14 protein-coding genes, 2 tRNA genes, 3 rRNA genes and 1 pseudogene are annotated in these 21,645 nt (G+C 33.2%); 1 reads left to right on the top strand and 19 read right to left on the bottom strand.

Going from position 1 to position 21,645, the window contains the following annotated elements:
* Positions 1–151 precede the first annotated feature (151 nt).
* From rrf to AJN56_RS01595, 12 genes and pseudogenes are all read right to left on the bottom strand, one after another.
* Positions 152–268: ribosomal RNA gene (gene rrf / locus AJN56_RS01545) — 5S ribosomal RNA — on the bottom strand.
* 274 nt (positions 269–542) lie between these two features.
* A 23S ribosomal RNA gene (locus AJN56_RS01550) occupies positions 543–3,586 on the bottom strand.
* 473 nt (positions 3,587–4,059) lie between these two features.
* Positions 4,060–4,136, bottom strand: a tRNA-Ile gene (locus tag AJN56_RS01555).
* Positions 4,137–4,144: 8 nt separating this feature from the next.
* Positions 4,145–4,220: transfer RNA gene (locus AJN56_RS01560), tRNA-Ala, on the bottom strand.
* Positions 4,221–4,322: 102 nt separating this feature from the next.
* Positions 4,323–5,835, bottom strand: a 16S ribosomal RNA gene (locus tag AJN56_RS01565).
* The 16S, 23S and 5S rRNA genes sit together here with 2 tRNA genes alongside, the layout of an rRNA operon.
* A 510-nt stretch (positions 5,836–6,345) precedes the next feature.
* On the bottom strand, positions 6,346–6,474 hold the full coding sequence (locus AJN56_RS08845) for a hypothetical protein (RefSeq protein ID WP_254969475.1): 129 nt from the start codon (positions 6,472–6,474) through the stop codon (positions 6,346–6,348).
* Positions 6,475–6,507: 33 nt separating this feature from the next.
* Positions 6,508–8,034 (bottom strand): ShlB/FhaC/HecB family hemolysin secretion/activation protein, encoded by a 1,527-nt coding sequence (locus tag AJN56_RS01570; protein ID WP_070246363.1) that lies wholly within the window; start codon positions 8,032–8,034, stop codon positions 6,508–6,510.
* A 112-nt stretch (positions 8,035–8,146) separates the two neighbouring features.
* Entirely contained in the window at positions 8,147–9,058 is a 912-nt protein-coding gene (locus AJN56_RS01575; RefSeq protein WP_079460644.1) for a hypothetical protein, read from the bottom strand.
* Between the two features lie 499 nt (positions 9,059–9,557).
* Positions 9,558–11,003 (bottom strand): hypothetical protein, encoded by a 1,446-nt coding sequence (locus AJN56_RS01580; RefSeq protein ID WP_009882410.1) that lies wholly within the window; start codon positions 11,001–11,003, stop codon positions 9,558–9,560.
* Positions 10,972–11,406: a filamentous hemagglutinin N-terminal domain-containing protein gene (locus AJN56_RS01585; RefSeq protein ID WP_002854810.1), complete on the bottom strand. Its 435-nt coding sequence runs from the start codon at positions 11,404–11,406 to the stop codon at positions 10,972–10,974. Before AJN56_RS01585 ends, AJN56_RS01580 begins: the two co-directional genes overlap by 32 nt.
* 11 nt (positions 11,407–11,417) lie before the next feature.
* Positions 11,418–13,346 (bottom strand): hypothetical protein, encoded by a 1,929-nt coding sequence (locus tag AJN56_RS01590; protein WP_002869375.1) that lies wholly within the window; start codon positions 13,344–13,346, stop codon positions 11,418–11,420.
* Positions 13,276–13,997: pseudogene (locus tag AJN56_RS01595) on the bottom strand (hypothetical protein). The gene AJN56_RS01590 and the pseudogene AJN56_RS01595 overlap by 71 nt, the downstream one beginning before the upstream one ends.
* Positions 13,998–14,329: 332 nt before the next feature.
* Here AJN56_RS01595 and AJN56_RS01600 point away from each other — a divergent pair.
* The gene (locus tag AJN56_RS01600) at positions 14,330–15,085 is read left to right on the top strand and encodes a basic amino acid ABC transporter substrate-binding protein (RefSeq protein ID WP_002867836.1); all 756 of its coding nucleotides are present in this window, start codon (positions 14,330–14,332) and stop codon (positions 15,083–15,085) included.
* A 23-nt stretch (positions 15,086–15,108) separates the two neighbouring features.
* Here AJN56_RS01600 and AJN56_RS01605 read toward each other — a convergent pair whose 3' ends face one another.
* Genes AJN56_RS01605 through AJN56_RS01635 form a run of 7 tightly spaced genes read right to left on the bottom strand, consistent with a single transcriptional unit; the run spans position 15,109 to position 21,541 of the window.
* The gene (locus AJN56_RS01605) at positions 15,109–15,747 is read right to left on the bottom strand and encodes an HAD family hydrolase (protein WP_002781807.1); all 639 of its coding nucleotides are present in this window, start codon (positions 15,745–15,747) and stop codon (positions 15,109–15,111) included.
* Positions 15,744–16,733, bottom strand: a complete 990-nt coding sequence (locus AJN56_RS01610) for an ABC transporter ATP-binding protein (protein ID WP_002776579.1) — start codon at positions 16,731–16,733, stop codon at positions 15,744–15,746. The genes AJN56_RS01605 and AJN56_RS01610 overlap by 4 nt, the downstream gene beginning before the upstream one ends.
* 3 nt (positions 16,734–16,736) lie before the next feature.
* Positions 16,737–17,516, bottom strand: coding sequence for an ABC transporter permease (locus AJN56_RS01615; RefSeq protein ID WP_002781812.1), 780 nt, complete (start codon positions 17,514–17,516; stop codon positions 16,737–16,739).
* Positions 17,517–18,356, bottom strand: a complete 840-nt coding sequence (locus AJN56_RS01620; RefSeq protein ID WP_002869026.1) for an ABC transporter permease — start codon at positions 18,354–18,356, stop codon at positions 17,517–17,519.
* Complete coding sequence (locus tag AJN56_RS01625) at positions 18,353–19,162, bottom strand: alkaline phosphatase family protein (protein ID WP_072224772.1); 810 nt, start codon at positions 19,160–19,162, stop codon at positions 18,353–18,355. Before AJN56_RS01625 ends, AJN56_RS01620 begins: the two co-directional genes overlap by 4 nt.
* On the bottom strand, positions 19,159–20,484 hold the full coding sequence (locus tag AJN56_RS01630) for an esterase-like activity of phytase family protein (RefSeq protein WP_002869028.1): 1,326 nt from the start codon (positions 20,482–20,484) through the stop codon (positions 19,159–19,161). Before AJN56_RS01630 ends, AJN56_RS01625 begins: the two co-directional genes overlap by 4 nt.
* Positions 20,485–20,494: 10 nt before the next feature.
* Positions 20,495–21,541, bottom strand: coding sequence for an ABC transporter substrate-binding protein (locus tag AJN56_RS01635; protein ID WP_002869029.1), 1,047 nt, complete (start codon positions 21,539–21,541; stop codon positions 20,495–20,497).
* Positions 21,542–21,645 lie beyond the last annotated feature (104 nt).

A 21,645-nucleotide genomic window follows, 5' to 3' on the forward strand; every position in this document is an offset into this window, starting at 1 on the left:
TTCCAAACCCCTAAAAACACCCTATTCTCTCTAAAAACCCTAACCAGTAACAAACTCTTTTTTTAAACACGATTCTAAGCACCATCTAAAACAACAATAAAAATAAACATAGGATTTATATATATAAAGTAAGTAATGAAGACATTTAACAAGTCCGCAATGAGCTACTTTCCCCCTGCCAGTAAGGCGTAGTATCATCACCCACGATGTGCTTAGCTTCTTGGTTCGGGATGGAGCAAGGCGTTTCCACATCTGTATAATCACGGACATTGTTATTTAAATATTCTTTGAAAGATTGAATTTAAGAATAAAGCTTAATCTTTTTATTTCTTTACTTTTTTCTTTATTCTCTTTCTTCTTTTGTTTTTCTTTATTTTTTTCTTATCTTTTATCTTTGATAAGTTTTTATATAGAATACTTAAAAAACAATGTTAAGAGCAAGTTCTAATACAAACTCTACTTGAAAGATTTCTATTAAACTCTAAATATTATCTATATTCAAAGCTTTCTTAAAAACCTTAACAAGGAAGTGATGCTTTATTAAAGATAAGCCAAACGCTCTATTAGTACTGGTCAGCTAAAGGACTTTCATCCATTACACACCCAGCCTATCAAACTAGTAGTCTTCTAGAGAGCTTAGAGAAGATTCATCTTAGAGTTGGCTTCACGCTTAGATGCTTTCAGCGTTTATCCTTTCCAAACTTAGCTACGCTGCGATGCTCTTGGCAGAACAACAGCTACACCAGTGGTTTGTTCAACCCGGTCCTCTCGTACTAGGGTCAAATCTCTTCAATCTTCTTACGCCCACGGCAGATAGGGACCGAACTGTCTCACGACGTTCTGAACCCAGCTCGCGTACCGCTTTAAATGGCGAACAGCCATACCCTTGGGACCTGCTCCAGCCCCAGGATGCGATGAGCCGACATCGAGGTGCCAAACCTCCCCGTCGATGTGAGCTCTTGGGGGAGATCAGCCTGTTATCCCCGGGGTACCTTTTATCCTTTGAGCGATGGCCCTTCCACACAGAACCACCGGATCACTAAGACCGACTTTCGTCTCTGCTTGACTTGTATGTCTTGCAGTTAAGCTGGCTTATACCTTTATACTCTATGAACGATTTCCAACCGTTCTGAGCCAACCTTTGTAAGCCTCCGTTATTATTTGGGAGGCGACCGCCCCAGTCAAACTACCCACCAGACATTGTCCCACTTGAGGATAACTCAAGCTGGTTAGCTACCCAAATAAGAAAGAGTGGTATCTCAACAATGGCTCCTATACAACTGGCGTCATATACTCAAAGCCTCCCACCTATCCTGCACATTCTTATCCAAATAGCAGTGTCAAGCTGTAGTAAAGGTCCACGGGGTCTTTCCGTCTTGCCGCGGGTAGGAGGAATTTTCACCTCCACTACAATTTCACTGGATCCCTCTTTGAGACAGCTCCCATCTCGTTACGCCATTCATGCAGGTCGGTATTTAACCGACAAGGAATTTCGCTACCTTAGGACCGTTATAGTTACGGCCGCCGTTTACTCGGGCTTCGATCAAGAGCTTCGCTAATGCTAACCCCATCAATTAACCTTCGAGCACCGGGCAGGCGTCACACCCTATACATCCTCTTACGAGTTAGCAGAGTGCTGTGTTTTTGGTAAACAGTCGGGAGGGACTCTTTGTTGTAAGTTTCTTCGCTTTCGGAGTAAATCCTAGTACGAAGCTAACCACACCTTATACCGAAGATACGGTGCTATTTTGCAGAGTTCCTTAAAGAGAGTTCTTCCACGCGCCTTAGAATACTCATCCCACCCACCTGTGTCGGTTTACGGTACGGGCAACATTAGCTAAACTTAGAAACTTTTCTTGGCTCGACGGCATCAGGGGTTCTTCTATCCATCCGAAGACTTCAAAAAGCCTTTCAGTTCTCGGAGTATTGTTATACGGATTTGCCTGTATAACCTCCTACGACCTTAGACTAGCACTTCCATCCGCTAGCCCCCTTAGCCCTAAGCGTCCTTCCATCGCACACTAATGTTGGTATTGGAATATTAACCAATTTGCCATCGTCTACCCCTTTCGGACTCGACTTAGGACCCGACTAACCCTACGATGACGAGCATCGCGTAGGAAACCTTGGGTTTACGGCGTTAATGATTCTCACATTAATTATCGCTACTCATGCCTGCATGCTCACTTCTATTCGCTCCAGCACTCCTTACCGGTATACCTTCGACGCAAATAGAACGCTCTCCTACCACTTGCACACAACTTAAACTACTTAACTTTAGCCTAAGAATATTTTTACTGATTTTACTAAGTTTTATTTCTATCTTTACTCTATAAAAATCAGTAAAAATATAACTTAGTTTCTCATATTCTAAACTTAAATAATCTAAGTTGTGCGCAAGTCTACAGCTTCGGTACTTACTTTAGCCCCGTTATATTTTCCGCGCAAAATCACTAGACCAGTGAGCTATTACGCTTTCTTTAAAGGATGGCTGCTTCTAAGCCAACCTCCTGGTTGTTTAAGTAACTTCACATCGTTTTCCACTTAAGTAAGATTTAGGGACCTTAGCTGGTAGTCTGGGTTGTTTCCCTCTTGACGACGGATTTTATCACTCGCCGCCTGACTGCTGTGATTACATATAAGGTATTCGGAGTTTGATAGGGTTTGGTACATTGGTGTATGCCCTAGCCCATTCAGTGCTCTACCCCCTTATATTACGACACAACGCTATACCTAAATATATTTCGGAGAGAACCAGCTATCACGAAGTTTGATTGGCCTTTCACCCCTATCCACAAGTCATCCCGGGGCTTTTCAACGCCTATGGGTTCAGTCCTCCACTAGTTCTTACACTAGCTTCAACTTGCTCATGGATAGATCACTTCGTTTCGGGTCTGCAGCATCTGACTAAGCGCCCTATTCAGACTCGCTTTCGCTACGGCTTCGCGTTTGCTTAACCTTGCCAGACACCACAACTCGCAGGCTCATTATGCAAAAGGCAGTCCATCACACTGTATTGCTACATAGTGCTCTGAATGATTGTAAGCAAATGGTTTCAGGTTCTATTTCACTCTGATCACCTCAGTTCTTTTCACCTTTCCCTCACGGTACTTGTGCACTATCGATCTGGTATTAGTATTTAGGGTTGGATCGTGGTCGACCCGGATTCAGACAGGATTCCTCGTGTCCCGCCCTACTCAGGATACTGCTAGCTAAGCTTTGTTTTTCGCATACGGGACTATCACCCTCTATGGCTATACTTTCCAGAATGTTCTGCTAAACTCAGCTCTTGCACATTGCAGTCCTACAACCCCCAGTGCAAGCACTGGGTTTGCCCTCTTGCGCTTTCGCTCGCCGCTACTGACGCAATCTCTATTGATTTCTTTTCCTGAGGGTACTAAGATGTTTCAATTCCCCTCGTTCGCTCCTATATAGGTAATGTATATCTCTATACATTGGGTTGCCCCATTCGGAAATCTACGGATCAAAGCTTCTTGACAGCTCCCCGTAGCTTATCGCAGTCTAGTACGTCCTTCATCGCCTTTACCAGTCAAGGCATCCACCATTCGCTCTTAGTAGCTTACCTTTTTTACCTTTTATTATTGATTCTAAAACGCATCACTTCCTTGTTAAAGTTTTTATGATAAGACTTCTTTATCTTAAGACGGAAAGCATTCAAACACTTAATATAAAACTAAATGATTTAGTCTCAACTAAGCTGTGAGTTTGAAACTTGTCTTTAGTAGTAATAACTAAAGAAAAGATAAATAGGTTTTATCCTTTAACAAGTCCTGTAAAATTGTTTTTATTAAAACTTGCTTGTGACTCTTAACAATGATAATTAAAAAGAACATTAGGTTTAAAACCTAAAGGAAGTATATATATTAATATAATCATTATAAATATAAATACATAATGTATATGTTATTTATATCTATCTAAAGTATATTCTTTTATAGCTAAAGATAAAAATAAATCTAAGTATTTAGAGTTTATATATTTAATCTACTTTATATACTTGCTTTAGATTTTAAAGCTTCTTTATTCAAATCTTTTTTATGGTGGGCCTAACAAGACTTGAACTTGTGACCTCACCCTTATCAGGGGTGCACTCTAACCAGCTGAGCTATAGGCCCTTAATAAATGGTGGAGAATAGCGGGATCGAACCGCTGACCTCCTGCGTGCAAAGCAGGCGCTCTCCCAGCTGAGCTAATTCCCCATAAACAATTAGCTTTATCATCAATCTTTGAAATCTAAACAAGAATCAATTGAGTTTATATATTGAAGTAATAGTTGTGAGACTTATTACTTTGTACTCTAGAAAGGAGGTGATCCAACCGCAGGTTCTCCTACGGTTACCTTGTTACGACTTCACCCCAGTCGCTGATTCCACTGTGGACGGTAACTAGTTTAGTATTCCGGCTTCGAGTGAAATCAACTCCCATGGTGTGACGGGCGGTGAGTACAAGACCCGGGAACGTATTCACCGTAGCATGGCTGATCTACGATTACTAGCGATTCCGGCTTCATGCTCTCGAGTTGCAGAGAACAATCCGAACTGGGACATATTTTATAGATTTGCTCCACCTCGCGGTATTGCGTCTCATTGTATATGCCATTGTAGCACGTGTGTCGCCCTGGGCATAAGGGCCATGATGACTTGACGTCGTCCACACCTTCCTCCTCCTTACGAAGGCAGTCTATTTAGAGTGCTCGGCCGAACCGTTAGCAACTAAATACGTGGGTTGCGCTCGTTGCGGGACTTAACCCAACATCTCACGACACGAGCTGACGACAGCCGTGCAGCACCTGTCTCTAAGTTCTAGCAAGCTAGCACCCTCATATCTCTATAAGGTTCTTAGGATATCAAGCCCAGGTAAGGTTCTTCGCGTATCTTCGAATTAAACCACATGCTCCACCGCTTGTGCGGGTCCCCGTCTATTCCTTTGAGTTTTAATCTTGCGACCGTACTCCCCAGGCGGTACACTTAATGCGTTAGCTGCATTACTGAGATGACTAGCATCCCAACAACTAGTGTACATCGTTTAGGGCGTGGACTACCAGGGTATCTAATCCTGTTTGCTCCCCACGCTTTCGCGCCTTAGCGTCAGTTGAGTTCCAGCAGATCGCCTTCGCAATGGGTATTCTTGGTGATATCTACGGATTTTACCCCTACACCACCAATTCCATCTACCTCTCCCTCACTCTAGACTATCAGTTTCCCAAGCAGTTTAATGGTTAAGCCATTAGATTTCACAAGAGACTTGATAATCCGCCTACGCGCCCTTTACGCCCAGTGATTCCGAGTAACGCTTGCACCCTCCGTATTACCGCGGCTGCTGGCACGGAGTTAGCCGGTGCTTATTCCTTAGGTACCGTCAGAATTCTTCCCTAAGAAAAGGAGTTTACGCTCCGAAAAGTGTCATCCTCCACGCGGCGTTGCTGCGTCAGGGTTTCCCCCATTGCGCAATATTCCCTACTGCTGCCTCCCGTAGGAGTCTGGACCGTGTCTCAGTTCCAGTGTGACTGATCATCCTCTCAGACCAGTTAAGCGTCATAGCCTTGGTAAGCCATTACCTTACCAACTAGCTGATACTATATAGTCTCATCCTACACCGAAAAACTTTCCCTACTCAACTTGTGTTAAGCAGGAGTATAGAGTATTAGCAGTCGTTTCCAACTGTTGTCCTCTTGTGTAGGGCAGATTAACTATACCTTACTCACCCGTGCGCCACTAATCCACTTCTAGCAAGCTAAAAGCTTCATCGTTCGACTTGCATGTATTAGGCACGCCGCCAGCGTTCACTCTGAGCCAGGATCAAACTCTCCATAAAAATTATAGATAGTTTAATCTTTTTCTTCAAAGAAAAAGTTATGAAAGATTAAAAGAAAAGCTTTTAATCTTTTTAATTATTAGATTGAATAGATTTTACATAATTGCTTATGCCTAAATCTTTATCTGGCTCAATCGATCACTTATTTAGATTTCAAAGATTGACTAATAAGATTTGAATAACAATACTAATTTAAAAGAACAAAACAAAAAATCATTTTTAAAAGAAAAGTTTTTAAATTAAAAAACAAGATTTATAAAAAAGCTTTTAGTTTATAAAATAAAAACCAAAAGAGTTAATTTATAAAATCTACTAAGCTAGTGAAACTTTATAATTTAAAAGATTTTAAGTCCTTTTTTTCAAAAAAGGAAATGAAAGTATAACCAATTAAACTTAAAAGGGGATTAAATAAAGGATTAAATAGTATAAATATTTGTGTAAGTATTTATATAAGTATTTGGTGGGTTGAAAAATGGGGGGGGGGTAGAAATTTCTCCAATCACCCCAAAGTTAAAAGTATTTTCCTAGGCTTACATAAACTCTTGATCGATGTTCTCCATCGTGTTTAAACCGATGAACAGCTCTTGCAGCATCCATTTTTACATAAAAATTAGCACTTCTTGTATAGAGTATTTGCATACCCATTGCATCCATAAAATAATGATTTTCGCTTTAATATTCTTTATTTTCATACCAAGAATATCCTATATCATAAAAAGGAGTCAAGTAAAGCCCTTCTAAAGGTGTTTGAAATCTTATTCCTAAGGTGCCAGAAACAACATTATCCGCACTCCCCTCGCCTTCTAAATAAGCACGCACACCATAAGGTCCACCTAAAGACACGGATTCACTACTATCTAAAACAGCACCACCGACAACTTTTTGATAATTGAGTTGAAAAATGTGAGTTAAGCGTTCTTGGAATTGATATTCGTTGCTTAAATTTAAATTCATTTTTCCAAAATTTCCTAAATTTACTCCATTAAACCCAGACGAATCACCATCATTTTCAACATTGCCATATGTAAAATTTAAGGTATAACTTAGGACATTATTCTCCAAACCTTTATAAGTTCCTTCTATGCCTAAATTTACACTATTGCTCGTTTTTTCATTACTTACTAAACCATCAAGATAATAATCTTTAATCTTTTTATGAGTAAAACCCGAAACAAGATATAAAGAATACTCGGTATATAAAAACACGGGATAAGAAAAATTTACCCCAACATTCATAGAGTCCCCATAAAAACCAAGATTTCTATAAATTCCACCAAGAACATAATGTCCTTGAGTTGCAAATGGAGTAATTTTTAAATTTCCTATAAAAGTACTATAATTAATCCCATAATCTATTTGATTTTCATCGCTATCTTGAAGATAAAAATTTAAGTTATCCCCTTGTCTTGCTATATTGTTTAAACTTTGACTCATTCCTGCTCTAAAACGACCCGTTTCTTTAGTCCCATAGTTGTTAGAATATAAAGTTAAAGTTGCACTATCACCTTTGTTTACTTCTATAATAACATCGCTTTCTCCATAACCATCACATGATTGTAAATTAGCATTGGTTTGGATTCCGTATATTTCATTGATTTTGTAAATTTCATTTTCCACATTTTTAGTTGTGATAACTTTCCCTTTAAGATTTTTGTTCAATTTACTCTCTAAAGCATAATCCCTCACACCTGAGTTGTTTTTAATGATTACTTTTCCTAAAGTTCCAAAAGCTATGTTAATTTGCACTTTGTTAGAACTTAAATCTTGCGGTGGTATATAAGCAGTTGCCGAAGGATAGCCACTTACTTGACAATAATAAGCTATAATGTTTGTTATATCTTTTAAATTTTGCAAGCTTAACTCTTGGTTGCGATATTCAGCTATTGCATCTTGAATTTCTTTTTCGCTAATTCTTAATTTTTTAAATGTCAAATCTTTATTATCGATATGCAAAACATACTCTCTTACAAAAACCTTAGCTTCATTTTGATCAGTTTGTGAATTTGTAATATTTGTAGTATTTTGCTCTTTAAAATTTACAGGGCTTTTTTGATTTTTTAATGTATTTTTTAAATTTTTATTTTGTGGTTCATTTGCTTCAGGAGAGCTTTCTATAAGCTCTCTTATTTTATTATTATTTAGCTCTTCAGCATGTGAAAATACTTGCAATAAGACTAAAACAACTAAAATTTTTCTCATTTTTATTTCCTATTTTGCATTTACACAAATATTCATTGTCTTAAAATTATCACTTACAATACAACGCAAACCACTACTTCTAGCATCTGCTTCTCCTATTTCCACTTGATCATCATCTTCTTCTTTTTTTTGCGTCTACTTCGGTTTGAATTTTTATAGGAGCTTCTACAACCTTTTCAGGAATTTCAGGCGGCAATACAGAAGGTTTGTCTGGATCTTCACCCCCTTGTTTATCTGGCTCATAGATAGATATATTTGGTTTTTCTGGCAATGAGGCTAATTTTCCTTTAAAATTAAAATTTCCAGTGTATACTTTACCATCTACATCTTTACCTTCTATAGAAAAACCTTGAGAATTTAGAATTTCATTTTCAAGCTTATAGCGAAATCCTTCATTTCCACTAAGATCCGCAAACTGCTTTTCAAGAGCTTCTTTTTGTTCTAAAAGTTTTTCATATATAGCCCTTAATGTTTCATCGCTAACTAAGCCTGATTCTTTGATTTTTTCATAGTTTTTATTTTCTTTGTCAAGTTGAGCTAAGGCTTCTTGGTATTTTTGTAATTCTTCTTTAAAACTAGCGAAATAACCTTCGCCGGTTTTGATTTTATCCATAGCAGTTTTCTTTTGCGTCCATTTTTCATAAAGATTGGTATAATTTTTATAATTTTGTTCTTGCGAACCTTGCCATAACTTTAAAAATTCTTGTTCTACTCCCGTATCTTTAAACGCATTTAAGAAATTTAAACTTTGAGTGATTTCACTAGCCTCATCTTTTCCTACCACACCCTTACTATCTGTGTAAGTCCAAGTTTTGGTATCAAAATCATAAGTGTATTTTCCATTCATCAAATCATCTAAAATTCTTTGAAGTAATTTTGGATCAAAGTCATTTTTGGATAATACAGGATCTTTAAAATCAGGTACTTCTGGAGTAATTTTTGCATTACCATCATAATAAGAAACATATCCATTGTTATAATCTTTACTAACTACCCCTCCTTGATTCTCTAAAAATCCAACCATTGCTTCATTAATAACTTTATTTTTTATATTATAATCATAAAATTCAAAGCCTCTTCCATGTGCAAGAGCAGAATCATTTAAAATCTCTCCAAAAAATTTACCTTTAACATCATAATAACCAGCGTAAGTATCTCGAGAATTTTTTTCATAGTATACGAAAATATTGTTTGTTTTTAATATTCCATCCCACCAATCTTTAACAAAATATCCCATAAATAAACCTTGGAACATCTCTTTATTATTAGTTCTATATTTTTGAACTTTTATTTTTGTTTCTTTTCCAAATTTCATTTGGATATTATTAAAATTTACATCTCCAACTCTAGAATTAAAAAGCCCCCTAAGAATCCACCTCCAGCATTAAATTCATAATTATTATAATCATTGCCAAACCAGCCACCGACACCATCTCCAGCTTTAGCATAAATTTGCATTTTTTGATCAAAATTAATTAAAATATTTTTAAAGCTAACATAAAGTATATCTTTATTCAGAGGATTTAAAATTCCAATAAATCCACCAGATCCAACATTAAAAGCTTATCTGAAGCAATTCCATCAGGAGTCCAAACATATCCTCTTTTCGCAATAATATCTCCAAAATTTATTAAAGAAATTTTTTCAAAAGAATTAGTTCCATTTATAGCTCCAGCAAAACCTCCTGCGCCAGCATGCTTGACAAAAGTTTTACCATCTGCTTGAACACTACCTATATTTTTTAAATCAATTTGAGAAAAATATGATTTATCTCCAGCATAACCTACAAAACCACCTGCAAAAATATTGCCACCTGTTTCTGAACCTAAAATCGTTACTCCGCCAATATTGTTTAATAAAATATTAGAAAAATTACTACCTTCTGAATAGCCAGCAAAACCACCTAAGTAAATATCAATATACGCACTGCTAAATTTACCCTCTGGCTGTAGTGCGATTTTAGAAAAATTATCTAAACTAATACGATTAAAACTAGAACCACTTTGAGCATAACCTACAAAACCACCACCATAAAGAAATCCATCGGTTCCATTTTTGGAATTTGGGTCAAAGAAAATTAAATCTCCAATATTTTTTAAATGAATATTGCTAAAATCTGCGTTAGAGCTTTGCCCAACAAAAGCTCCTCCAGAATTTGTTTTTCCACTAAATTTCAAACCATCGACATTAAGATTATAAATTTTAGCCTTCTTATTACTATCTTTTCCTTCAACTTTACCAAAAATACCAGTATTCCATCCTTTGTCTGTGTTTTGAGCATTGATAAGTATATTTTTTAAAGTATAATTTCCACCATCAAAATTACCGCTAAAAGCATATTTATTGGCGCCAACAGGATCAATAGCTATTTGCTTTCCATTGCTAGTTAAATATGAAAAATCAATATCGCTCATAAGGCGAATTGTGGTTAAACCGTCTTTAAAAATATCTCCATTGAGTGCATCGCTATTCCAACCATCGGCAAAAAGCTTCCATTCATTAGCATTCATATAATGATTTATATTTTGTCCGTTGTTATAGTAATGCCCTCCTATAGTAATAGCTCTATAAAAATCAACACTATTCTTACCATCATATGATTGTGACTTTATGCTACCAAAATCTCCAAATTGATATTTATCATTTGCAAAACTTGTCATATCCCTTTGCATAAATCCCTCAACAATAGCCGTGCCTTTGAAGCCATCTTTATCAATTTTAATAGTATTTTTATTCTCTTTATCTTTTCCTACACTAACATAAACATAATTTCCTATTAAATGGGCTGTTTTAGCATTAGTTTGCCCATCTTGCCCCGCTAGCTCCGCTCCTACTCCTATTTCAACCTTATTTCCTATTAAAACAATATTATCTGCATTAATCTTTCCAAGATTGATAATATTTCCTTGCTTGCTTACATCAAATGCTGGAGAAAAACTAGCTCCTTGCTTTAAAAAAAGTTTTAACATTCTCATCATTTAAAGGTGTCGTGCTAGCTACAAATTTTCCCGCAGTGATAGTTCCTGTTTTGCCAATCAAAACTCCCATGGGATTAACTAAAAAGATATTGTTATTCCCGCCATTTAAAGCTCCGTTTATCTTAGAAGCATCTTTTTGATAAGCAATGTTTAGGTAGTTTTTACCAGAAGTTGTAAAATTTACACTTTCTCCCTGAGCTATATTAAAACCACCACCCCATTGGATAACATGATTTTGTCCTTTTCCTGTAATCGTTACAGTATTTCCAGAGGTATGGATAGTCCCACTTGTACCATGAGTAAATTTACCTCCTTGTGGTAAAGCATAAGCTTGAGAAAAGAGTAAAGAACTCACCGCAAATGATAAAACTATATGTTTACTCATCTTTTTCATGTTACTCTCCTTTAAAGTATGTTGATATAAATTATTTTTGCATCATCTGAAACTTCAAAGCTAAAATTTACATTTTTCAATGTACTTTTAGCCAACTTTTCTATCTTGTTGTAATTAAATTTATTTTTATTATTTTTCATTTTTTCTAACAAATTTTCTAATTCTTGTTGATTTAACAATCTATTGACACCATCGTAAATTCCAACATCACTTTGTATGAGAATATATTTTCCTTTTGTTGGTTTATTTTTAGTAAGAATTTCCATACTTCCATTTGAAGGAAGATTGATAAGTTTTTCTATAGTTAAGATAGGATTTTTTATTTTATTTGGCAAAATAAAAGTAAAATTTTCAAAGTTATTTACCACTTCTGATTTGACATCTTGAGTATCTATAATCAAACGATTGTTTTTAGAAAAATCTTCTTGATGCGGTAGAATTTGAGTGATTATTTTGCCTTTTTTATTTACTTCATGAAAAACAGAACCAGAAAGCAAATCGATATTTACATCTTTAAAGAAATTTAACTCTCCACCTAAATATAAAGTATTGTTATAAGATTTAAAATTTGAAATATCCGAAGTTCCAGATGGAGCTAAAAATATAGCATCTTGATTTTTATACTCATCTATATTTAAATTAACAAGCTCCATGATATTATCATGAGAATTTGCAGACACTCCAGCTATCAACCCCACATAACCTTGTCTTTTATCTGAGGCAGTACTAAAAACTGTGTTGTTGATGATGATTTTATTAAAAGCACTTTCTTTATCTGCTTTTATGATGCACGAACTTTCCACGGCAGCCGAAGAACAATCTTTAAGCTTTATAAGATTGTTGTTTGCATTTTGAGTTGCTTTTAAAATAATTTTTGAGCCCTTTCCTAAAGAACTCGCTTCGGTTAAACTCTGAATGAGATTATAATTTATTTTATTATTTGAAACATTTTTAGCATTGATCATCAAACTTAAATTTTTAGATGATTTAATATTTTCAAAATTTACTTCATTATTGTTTGATTCATCAGCGATATAGTCTATACCATCTAGCGTAGTTTCACTTGTAATAAAAGCATATAAAGGCAATGAAATAACAGAATCTTTTATACTTAAGGTATTATTATTTGCTTTTCCACTTAAAGTTCTAGCTGCATATACAGTAAATTTATCAGAATAATTTTGTGGAACTTTTTCATAGGTTAAATCATTTTGTATATCAATAATATTAAAATTCGCACCCTCCGTAGCAAAACCTCCGTAAAGATTGTAATAATTTTTTCCATAAAAATTATCACTGATTTTTAAAGGTTTTTTAAGACGAAATACAATTTTATTTCCATTAGCTTCACCATCGTTAGAATACCCACCATAGAGGTTTAACGATGCATGTGTTTTAATGTTTTTATCAAGATGATCTAATGAGTTAAAATGATAAACTTCTATAGAATTTTTCTCTGCATTACCCTGTAATGTTCTTCCACCGTAAATTTCTCCAAATAAAACAGCATCATAAAAAGTTATTTTATTTTGCGAATTTACCATTAAATCTAAATTTAAATTTTTAATTATTACGGAATTTTTACTTACATTGTATTTTTTAAGATTATTTACATCAGCTAAAGCACCTAAAATTTCAAAGGTCGAACGAGCTGTATACTCACCATCTGGCCCATGAAGGACGATATTGGCTGAATCGATAAGAACTTTATTGTTTTGTAAATTAGAATTTATGCCAAAAGCTCCCATTAAACGAGTAATTCTTTCATCATAAATATCCTTACCTTCTTCATCTGAAAAATACTGGAAATTATGAAGGTCAATTTTTGTATTTGACTCTAAGATTAATTTATTGTCTTTAGCTTCACCATCAAAAGCTACAGATCCTGAAATATAAGGAGCTCCATTTAAGGGCAAGGTGTAGATATTTTCTACACCCATTATTGATATAGGAGTTTTCTTTTAAAATGGTTTGATTGTTAAATCCCCCCCCCGCCTGTCAGTAAACGCCGCAGTAATTAAATACTTAAAACGATCGCCTTTTTGAGAATTATTAGGTACTCCACAATCCCCTATGCTTGGTTTGCAAAAATACACAGAAGATAATTCTCCATTTTCTAATATAAGTTTATTATTTGTTGCATTTGTATTTTGAGCATAAGCTGTTACAATAAAAGGTATAAAAGAACTAGGAACGGCTTGAGTATCTGAAGATACGGTTCCTAAAGTGCTAAAAGCTGTTATGATCTCTTCTTTTGAAGTATCCGGAGTTAAAATTTCAAGCTTAGATAAATTTTTATTTCCAGATTTAGGGTTATTATAAATCATAGTTAAATTTGATATAGGGTATTTTGACTTAGAAGCATAGAAATTTTTTCCATTAATTTTTTTAAAAATTTCTGCTTGAGGATCATAAACTTGATTATCCTTAAAAGAATGTTCAGAAATATAAAAAATTTTTCCATCCTTGCTTGTAGCCTGAACCGCCGCAAAACAAACCGAAGAAGATAAAACCACACTACAAACGCCCAATCCAAATTTTGCATTTGTCTTATTTGTAAAAATTTTAAAAATATTAAAATATTTTTTCATCTCATTTCTCACTAAAATAAAATCCTTTTGATTTATCGCAAATTGATTATTTGCAACACTATCCCGTATGTCCTGAGTTGATTATAAAATAAAATATTAATTTGATATTTTATTTTTCAATATTTAAATTTAATGAAAATTTAACAAATTTTATATTAATATATTCTTAAATAAAATTTTATTTTAAATATTAAAAAAATACTTTTATAATTATTTAAATATTATCTAAAAGCACAACATTAATATAACTTTTCTAAAAATTGATCCAGACTTAATTAAATATAAATTTAAAATAAGTATAATTTTAAAACATTTTATATCAAAGGAAAAAAATGAAAAAAATATTAAGCATTGCCCTAGTTGCTTTAGTTGGTTTATTTTTAGGTGCTTGTAGTGATTCTAAAAATAAAGAATCAAATGCAAGTGTAGAATTAAAGGTTGGAACTGCTCCAAATTATAAACCTTTTAATTATAAAGAAAACTCAAAACTTACAGGTTTTGATACTGATTTGGTTGAAGAGATCGCCAAAAAAAATGGTATTAAAATTGTTTGGGTTGAAACCAATTTCGATGGATTGATTCCTGCTTTAAAAGCTGGCAAAATCGATATGATTGCCTCAGCTATGAGCGCAACTGACGAAAGAAGACAAAGTGTTGATTTTACCAAACCTTACTATATGAGTAAAAATCTTTATCTTAAGCTAAAAAACAACGACTCTCTTCAAACGAAAAATGATTTAGAAGGTAAAAAAATAGGAGTTCAACTAGGAACTTTACAAGAAAATACTGCAAAAGCTATCAAAAATGCACAAGTACAAAGCAATAAAGATTTAAACATAGCTGTTTTAGCACTAAAAAACAACAAAATCGATGCTATTGTAGCTGATCAAGATACTGCTAAAGGTTTTTTAGCTGAAAATCCAGAATTGGTAAGTTTCTACCAAGAAACAGATGGAGGAGAAGGCTTTAGTTTTGCTTTTGATAAAAATAAACAAAAAGATATTATTGAAATATTTAACAAAGGCATAGATGAAGCAAAAACTGATGGATTTTATAATACTTTAATTAAAAAATATGAATTAGAATAAGCGTGAATTTTCACGCTTATAGCTTAAAAAGTTAAAATTTCATATTTTCTCTCTTTTGCAATTTTTAAAATTTTTTCATCACCATTACATACAAAGGCTTTGCTAACAGACTCTAGTAAAGGTAAATCATTGATAGAATCACTAAAAAAATAAGAATCTTTCATCCATTTTTCATAATCTTTACCCAAATATTCCTTAAGTCTTAAAACCTTGCCTTCCTTAAAGCTATAAATCCCATAAGCTTTTCCACTAAATTTATCACCCACACGCTCGCATTTTATGGCTATGCTTTCTCTCACCCCCAAAAAAGAGGCGATTTTTCTAACTAAAAATTCAGCCGTAGCTGAAATTATAATACACCTTTGATCTTGATATTTGATTATAAGTTCTTTAGCTTTTTCATAAGGTTTTATATAAATTTTTATAAATTCATCTACTAAAGATGAAATTCTATCTTCATTTTTACCCTTAACACTTTGAAGAAAAAAAGTCATAAATTCATCCATATCAAGCTTTTTTTCTTGATATTGTTTTTGATAAAAAACAATTTTTTCTAAATATTCTTGAGGTAAAAAACCTTTTTCAACACAAAATTTAAGCCAAAGTTTAGCACTATCGCCTTGTATTAAAGTATCATCTAAATCAAATAAAACAAGCTTCATTTTAACTCTTTTGCTAAAGAAAGATTGAATTTTAAAGCGATTTTATCACCTGCTTCATAAGTACTATGAGTGCTAAAATTTAAAGTATCTACCTTAAATTCAATTTCTTGCACTCTAACCCTATAGCGTATGATATTACCTAGCAATGATTTTTCTTTGATCTTAGCCTCTAAGCCTTCGTTAGAAATTTCTATGGTTTCAGGACGCAAGGCTATATCTTTTTTAAAATCGTGTTTTAAACCCAAGCTATCAAGCTCTTTAGGGCTTAAAATATTGTAATTTCCTATAAAGCTAGCCACAAAATGAGATTCTGGCAAAAGATAAAGATTGTTTGCGTTGGAATTTTGTATGATTTTACCCTCATTCATTAAAATAATCCTATCGGATAACTCTAAAGCTTCTTCTTGATCATGCGTTACAAAAATAGTGGTGAGTTCAAGTTCTTTTTGAATTTCTTTAATTTGCACCCTTAAATGCTTACGAATTTTAGCATCAAGTGCCGATAAAGGCTCATCAAGCAAAAGTAAATCAGGTTTAGTCACCAAAGATCTTGCTAAAGCCACTCTTTGCATTTGTCCGCCTGAAAGCTTATGTGGATAAGTTTTAGCGTATTCTTCAAGCTCGACGAGTTTTAACATTTTTTTCACTCTTTTTTCTATGTCCTTTTTATCCATTTTTTTGATCTTTAAACCAAAAGCTACATTTTCAAAAACGTTAAGATTTGGAAAAAGAGCGTAATTTTGAAAAACCATACCTATATTTCTTTTTTGAGGACTTAATTTAGTAAGATCTTTATCATTTAAAGAAATTTTTCCTCCATTAATTTGGCTAAGCCCTGCTATACACCTTAAAAGAGTGGATTTTCCACAGCCACTTGGGCCCAAAAGGGTTATAAACTCACCCTTTTTAGCACTAAAATTAATATCTTCAAAAATAATTTTATCCCCATAAGCTTTTTTAAAATTTTTAATCTTTAAATAAGCCATTTTTTACTCCTTAATCAAACTAGCTATAAAAGTTGTTATAAAAATTAACACAAAATAAACTATTACCAAAGCACTAGAATAATGCCCACTTTGATTTTTGATATTATAAAGATAAACTTGCAAAGTCTCATAAGCACTTCCTACAAGAATATTTGCGTATAAAAATTCGCCTATTAAAAAAGAAAAACTTAAAAAAACTGCCACCAAAATTCCATTTCTTAAATTAGGCAAGACAAGCTTAAAAATCGCTCCCATTAAAGAACCTCCAAGCATAGCATTAGATGCGATGAGTTCATTTAAATTGACATTAGACATAGCATTATCTAAAGCCCTATATATAAAAGGCAAAGCTATAGTAAAATAAGTAAAAATGAGTATCCAAGCTGTGCCTCCTATATTGTCAGCATAAAGTTGCAAAAGCCCCACACAGCTAACTATAGGAGGTACAGCAAAAGGCATGATAATAAGTATATTTACAAAGGCTTTTAATTTTAAAAAATAATAATTTAGCACAAAAACCAAAGGAAAAACAAGAATCACAGAAAGTAAAATACTGCCCACACAAACAAGCAAAGAATGCCAAAGAGCAAGTAAAAATCTTTCGTCATGAAAAAGTTCTTGATACCATTTAAGCGTAAGATCATCAGGCAAAACACTTACACCCCAAGAAGTGGAAATAGAATATAAAAAAGTAGCCATTAAAGGCAAAGCTAAAAATAAAAAAACCAAAAACAAAACTGCATAATGATAAATTTTAGCTTTTAAACTCAAATTTTCATTCATTTAAAGCACCTTAAAATTATATTTTTTAGAAAGGAAATTGGCCATAAAGGTAACAACAAGCATGATAATAGTTATAATGATACTTAAAGCACTAGCCATATAAGGATCAAGATTGATATCGCCTGCGATTAAAGCAGCGATTCTTACAGGAGCGACATTAAAATTTCCCGAACTTAAAGCATAAATAGTCGCATAAGCTCCAAAAGCATTGGCAAATAAAATCACAAAAACACCAAACAAAGCAGGAGCGAGCAAAGGCAAAGCTATTTTTAACCAATATAAAAAATTGCCTCCACCTAACATTTTACAAGCATTTAAATGTGAATTTTCAAGACTTTTAAAAGCTGGAAGCAAAAGCAAGATCGCCAAAGGAATTTGAAAATACACATAAACAATATTTACCCCGAAATTAGCATAAACACTAACAAAAGGCTCTATACCTAAATTCTTCAAAAACACATTAACTACACCATTGCTTCCAAGAACTATAATGAAAGCAAAAGCTAAAGGAACTCCTGAAAAATTACTTATCATAGTATTTAAAGAAAAGAGAAAATTACATATTTTTGATGGAGCTAAAATAAATAAAGAATAGCTCGCCAAAAGCCCTATTAAAAGTCCAAAAATACTAGAAATAAAACTGATTTGTAAAGAATTTATAATGCTTTGTAGATAGAATTTGGACTCAAAAATATGTATAAAATTGGCTAAAGAATAAATTTCATCCTCTTCTACATAAAAAGCATTAAAAACAATCCAAATCAAAGGTGCTATCATAAAAAAAGTAAAAACTATAAAAAAAGGTAAAATACTTAAAAAGGCTAGAAATTTTTCTTTCATTTTTTGGCCTTTAAAATTTCATCATTATATCTCTTATCGTGTTTAAGTCCTAAAATTTCACAGACACTGCCACAAATTTCATCCTGTTTTATCTTGGCATTTTCATACGAAAAAGCACTACCAAAAGTGAAAAAAGGCACTAAAATTTCATCTTCGCTTAAGCCTCCATGACTTTTACCCTCTGTCATACCATGATCGCTTGTGATGATTACATTAATACCTTGTTCTAACCAAGTAGGCAAATACTCAGAAATCAAATTATCAACTTTTTTGGTTTTATTAGCATACTCGATAGAATGTGAGCCAAATTTATGTCCTGCATCATCTATATTCATAGAGTGTATAAGAGTAAAATCTAGATTATATTTGTTTCTTAAATGCTCTCCATCTGCAAATAAATGAGAATCTAAATAATCATCTTCATAATAAAAATGTCCATAAGGTAAAGTTAAATTTTCATCTTCTATGTGGCGATGTAAAGAAGGAATAAATTCTTTTTTATTATAAAGCTCAAAAACCCAATGATAAGCTGCGCCTCCAGCTTTTAAGCCTTGTTCTTTGCAAAGGTCAAAAATGCTTGTTTGTTTTGAAAAACTCAATTTATTATTAATTATCCCACTTAAAACAGGCTTTACGCCTGTTAATAAGCACTCGTATAAAGGACGAGACATACTAGGAAGTTCGCATTCTAAAGAATAAAATTTGCCTAAATTCTCTTTGCAAAGCGCATTTAAATATCCCATATTTATACTAGCGCTTTTACAATTTAAGCCATCAAGCACAACTAAAATAACTTTGGACATCATTTACTCTTTAAAAAATCTTTTACTTCAAGTAAAATAAACTCATTATCATCAGTTTTATTAGGTTCTCTACTTGAAGAATAAGGAAAGTTATTGTCATTTTCTACGACTATATGAGAGTCATCTACTATATCCACACCTTCTATGGTTTCAAAGGGAAAAACAAATTTATCATTTGCCAAAGGCTTTTTAGAAATTTTATTTCTATCTTTAATATTTAAAAGATCTATATAAGAAATTTTTTGAGCTTCATGAGTTTTATCATCTAATTTAACCTTATAAATTCTTTTAAATTGAGCTACATTATTAAAACAATGCTTAGTATCTTCACCTTCTTTGCAAGCCTTATCTTTAGTGCCTTCTTTTTGATCTCTTTCTATGATGATGCCGTATTTATCATCTATCATATTAAAATCACCTATGGAATGGCTTTTATCTTCTAAGAAATATTTATAAGTTTTTCCAGTGAATTTTTTATTTTTTACATCAAATTCTATGATTCTTAGATATTCTTTACCTTTTTCATTCTCATAAGCGTTGTTATTATAAATGCTTCCTTCTAAAAGCAAATAAAGTTTAGAACCATCTTTAGAGCTTGCCATAGCTTCAAAGCCTTTAGAACGCTTGATATTAAATTTCTCATTTTCTCCATCAGGCTTATCGCTAAATTTTAAACTTGGATTATCAGGAGAAATAAGTTTTTTACCCTCCACATACACATCAAAAACTTCTTTCAAATTCCCATTCTTATCAAAATGAAGCAAATAAGGACCAAATTCATCACCTATATAAAATTCATCATTGATAACCTGTATACTCTCAGTATCAAAATCAGCCCCACTTAAATACCTTTCTTTGGTTGTTTCGGTGGTTATAGGATAGGGGTATTTTTTATCACTATCTTTAAAAAAAACTGTTTTTAAAAGTTCGTATTTTGAGTTTTTAAAATCAAATTTAAACTCGTGAGCATAAAGCATAGAATCATAAGAATTATACTTTTTACCCAAGCCATTATCGCTAATTACCCAAAAAACATCTTTTTTTGGAATATATTTTATCCCACTATGTCCTTGTATAGGTTGATTTTTAAAAGGTAAATAAAAATCTGTTTCCCTGTTTCCCTTAGATTTAAAAGTTCCAATTTTTTCTTCTCTAGTGATATTTGCAAATTTCCCATAAGTTTTAAAAAAATCAGGAGCATCCTTAGGAGGTTTTACTGTACTTTTAGAATCTATGATAATATGCCCTGCTAAATTGGCCTCATACTCTTGAACTCCAAATAAAACACTGCAAAGCATAGCACTTGTTAAAATAACCTTTTTCATCCAATCTCCTTTATTTCATATCCACTATAACTTTTTCTTGCCAAAGTTGTGGTAATTCTTTAGTGCTTTTTTCCCAAGCTTTTTGATCTTTGATTGCTCTTGCATTTTTGTATTGCTCACTTGGTAAAAGTTTGGCTTTTATATCATCTGGCAAGATAATATGATCAATTCTTATTGGCCTTGCATAACCTTTTGCTAGATTGATTTGTCCTTTATCAGAAAGTATAAACTCACGGGCTAATTTAGCCGTATTTGGATGTTTTGCGTATTTATTGATAATAGTTGTATAACCCGAAATAACACTACCATCAGCAGGGATTAAAACTTCATAACGATCTTTGCCCACTTTATCTCTATAGCCTAAACCATTAAAATCCCAAACTAAACCCACTTCAACTTCACCTTTTTCAAGATTGGCTATACTTACATCATTATTTACAAGTCTTCCTTGTTTGGCTAAAGTATTAAAAAAAGCTAAAGCAGGACTTAAATCTTTTTCATCCCCGCCTAAGGCATAATTAGCTGCTAAAACTGCACTCACAGCTTGAGCTGCTACACTTACATCACCCACGGTAATTTTATAATTTCCCTTAAGCAAATCTTGCCAAGTTTTAGGTATATCTTTTACTACATCTTTATTGACTATAAAAGCTATGGTTCCTGTATAAGCTAAAAGCCAATTTCCATCTTTATCTTTAGCCCAAGTTGGAATTTGATCCCAGTAGCTTGTCTTAAAAGGCTGAGCTACTCCTTGTTTAACTGCTATCTCTCCAAAAGAAGCTCCTACATCCCCTATATCACCGCTTGCATTTTTCTTTTCGGCTTTAAATTTAGCAATTTCTTGAGCTGAACTCATATCTGTATCGCTATGTTCTATGCCATAAAGATTTTTAAGATCTGCCCAAGTATCCTTCCAATTTGCCCAAGTATCAGGCATAGCTAAAGAATTTACCCTACCTTCTGCTTGCGCAGCTTTAATCAAATTCTCATCAATAGCTTGTGAATTTGAAAACAATAAGGCAACAAGACCTAAACTTAAGAAAAATTTCTTACTCATTTTTTTCCTTTCAAAAAATATTTTGAAAATTTAATGAGTTTTAGAAACATTTTAGAAACAAGTTAATTTTTAAGCAAACAAGGTTATAATTTTAAAGTCATAAA

It is taken from the genome of Campylobacter sp. BCW_4319, from assembly GCF_001764435.1.
In the GTDB taxonomy this organism is placed as follows: Bacteria; Campylobacterota; Campylobacteria; order Campylobacterales; family Campylobacteraceae; genus Campylobacter_D; species Campylobacter_D jejuni.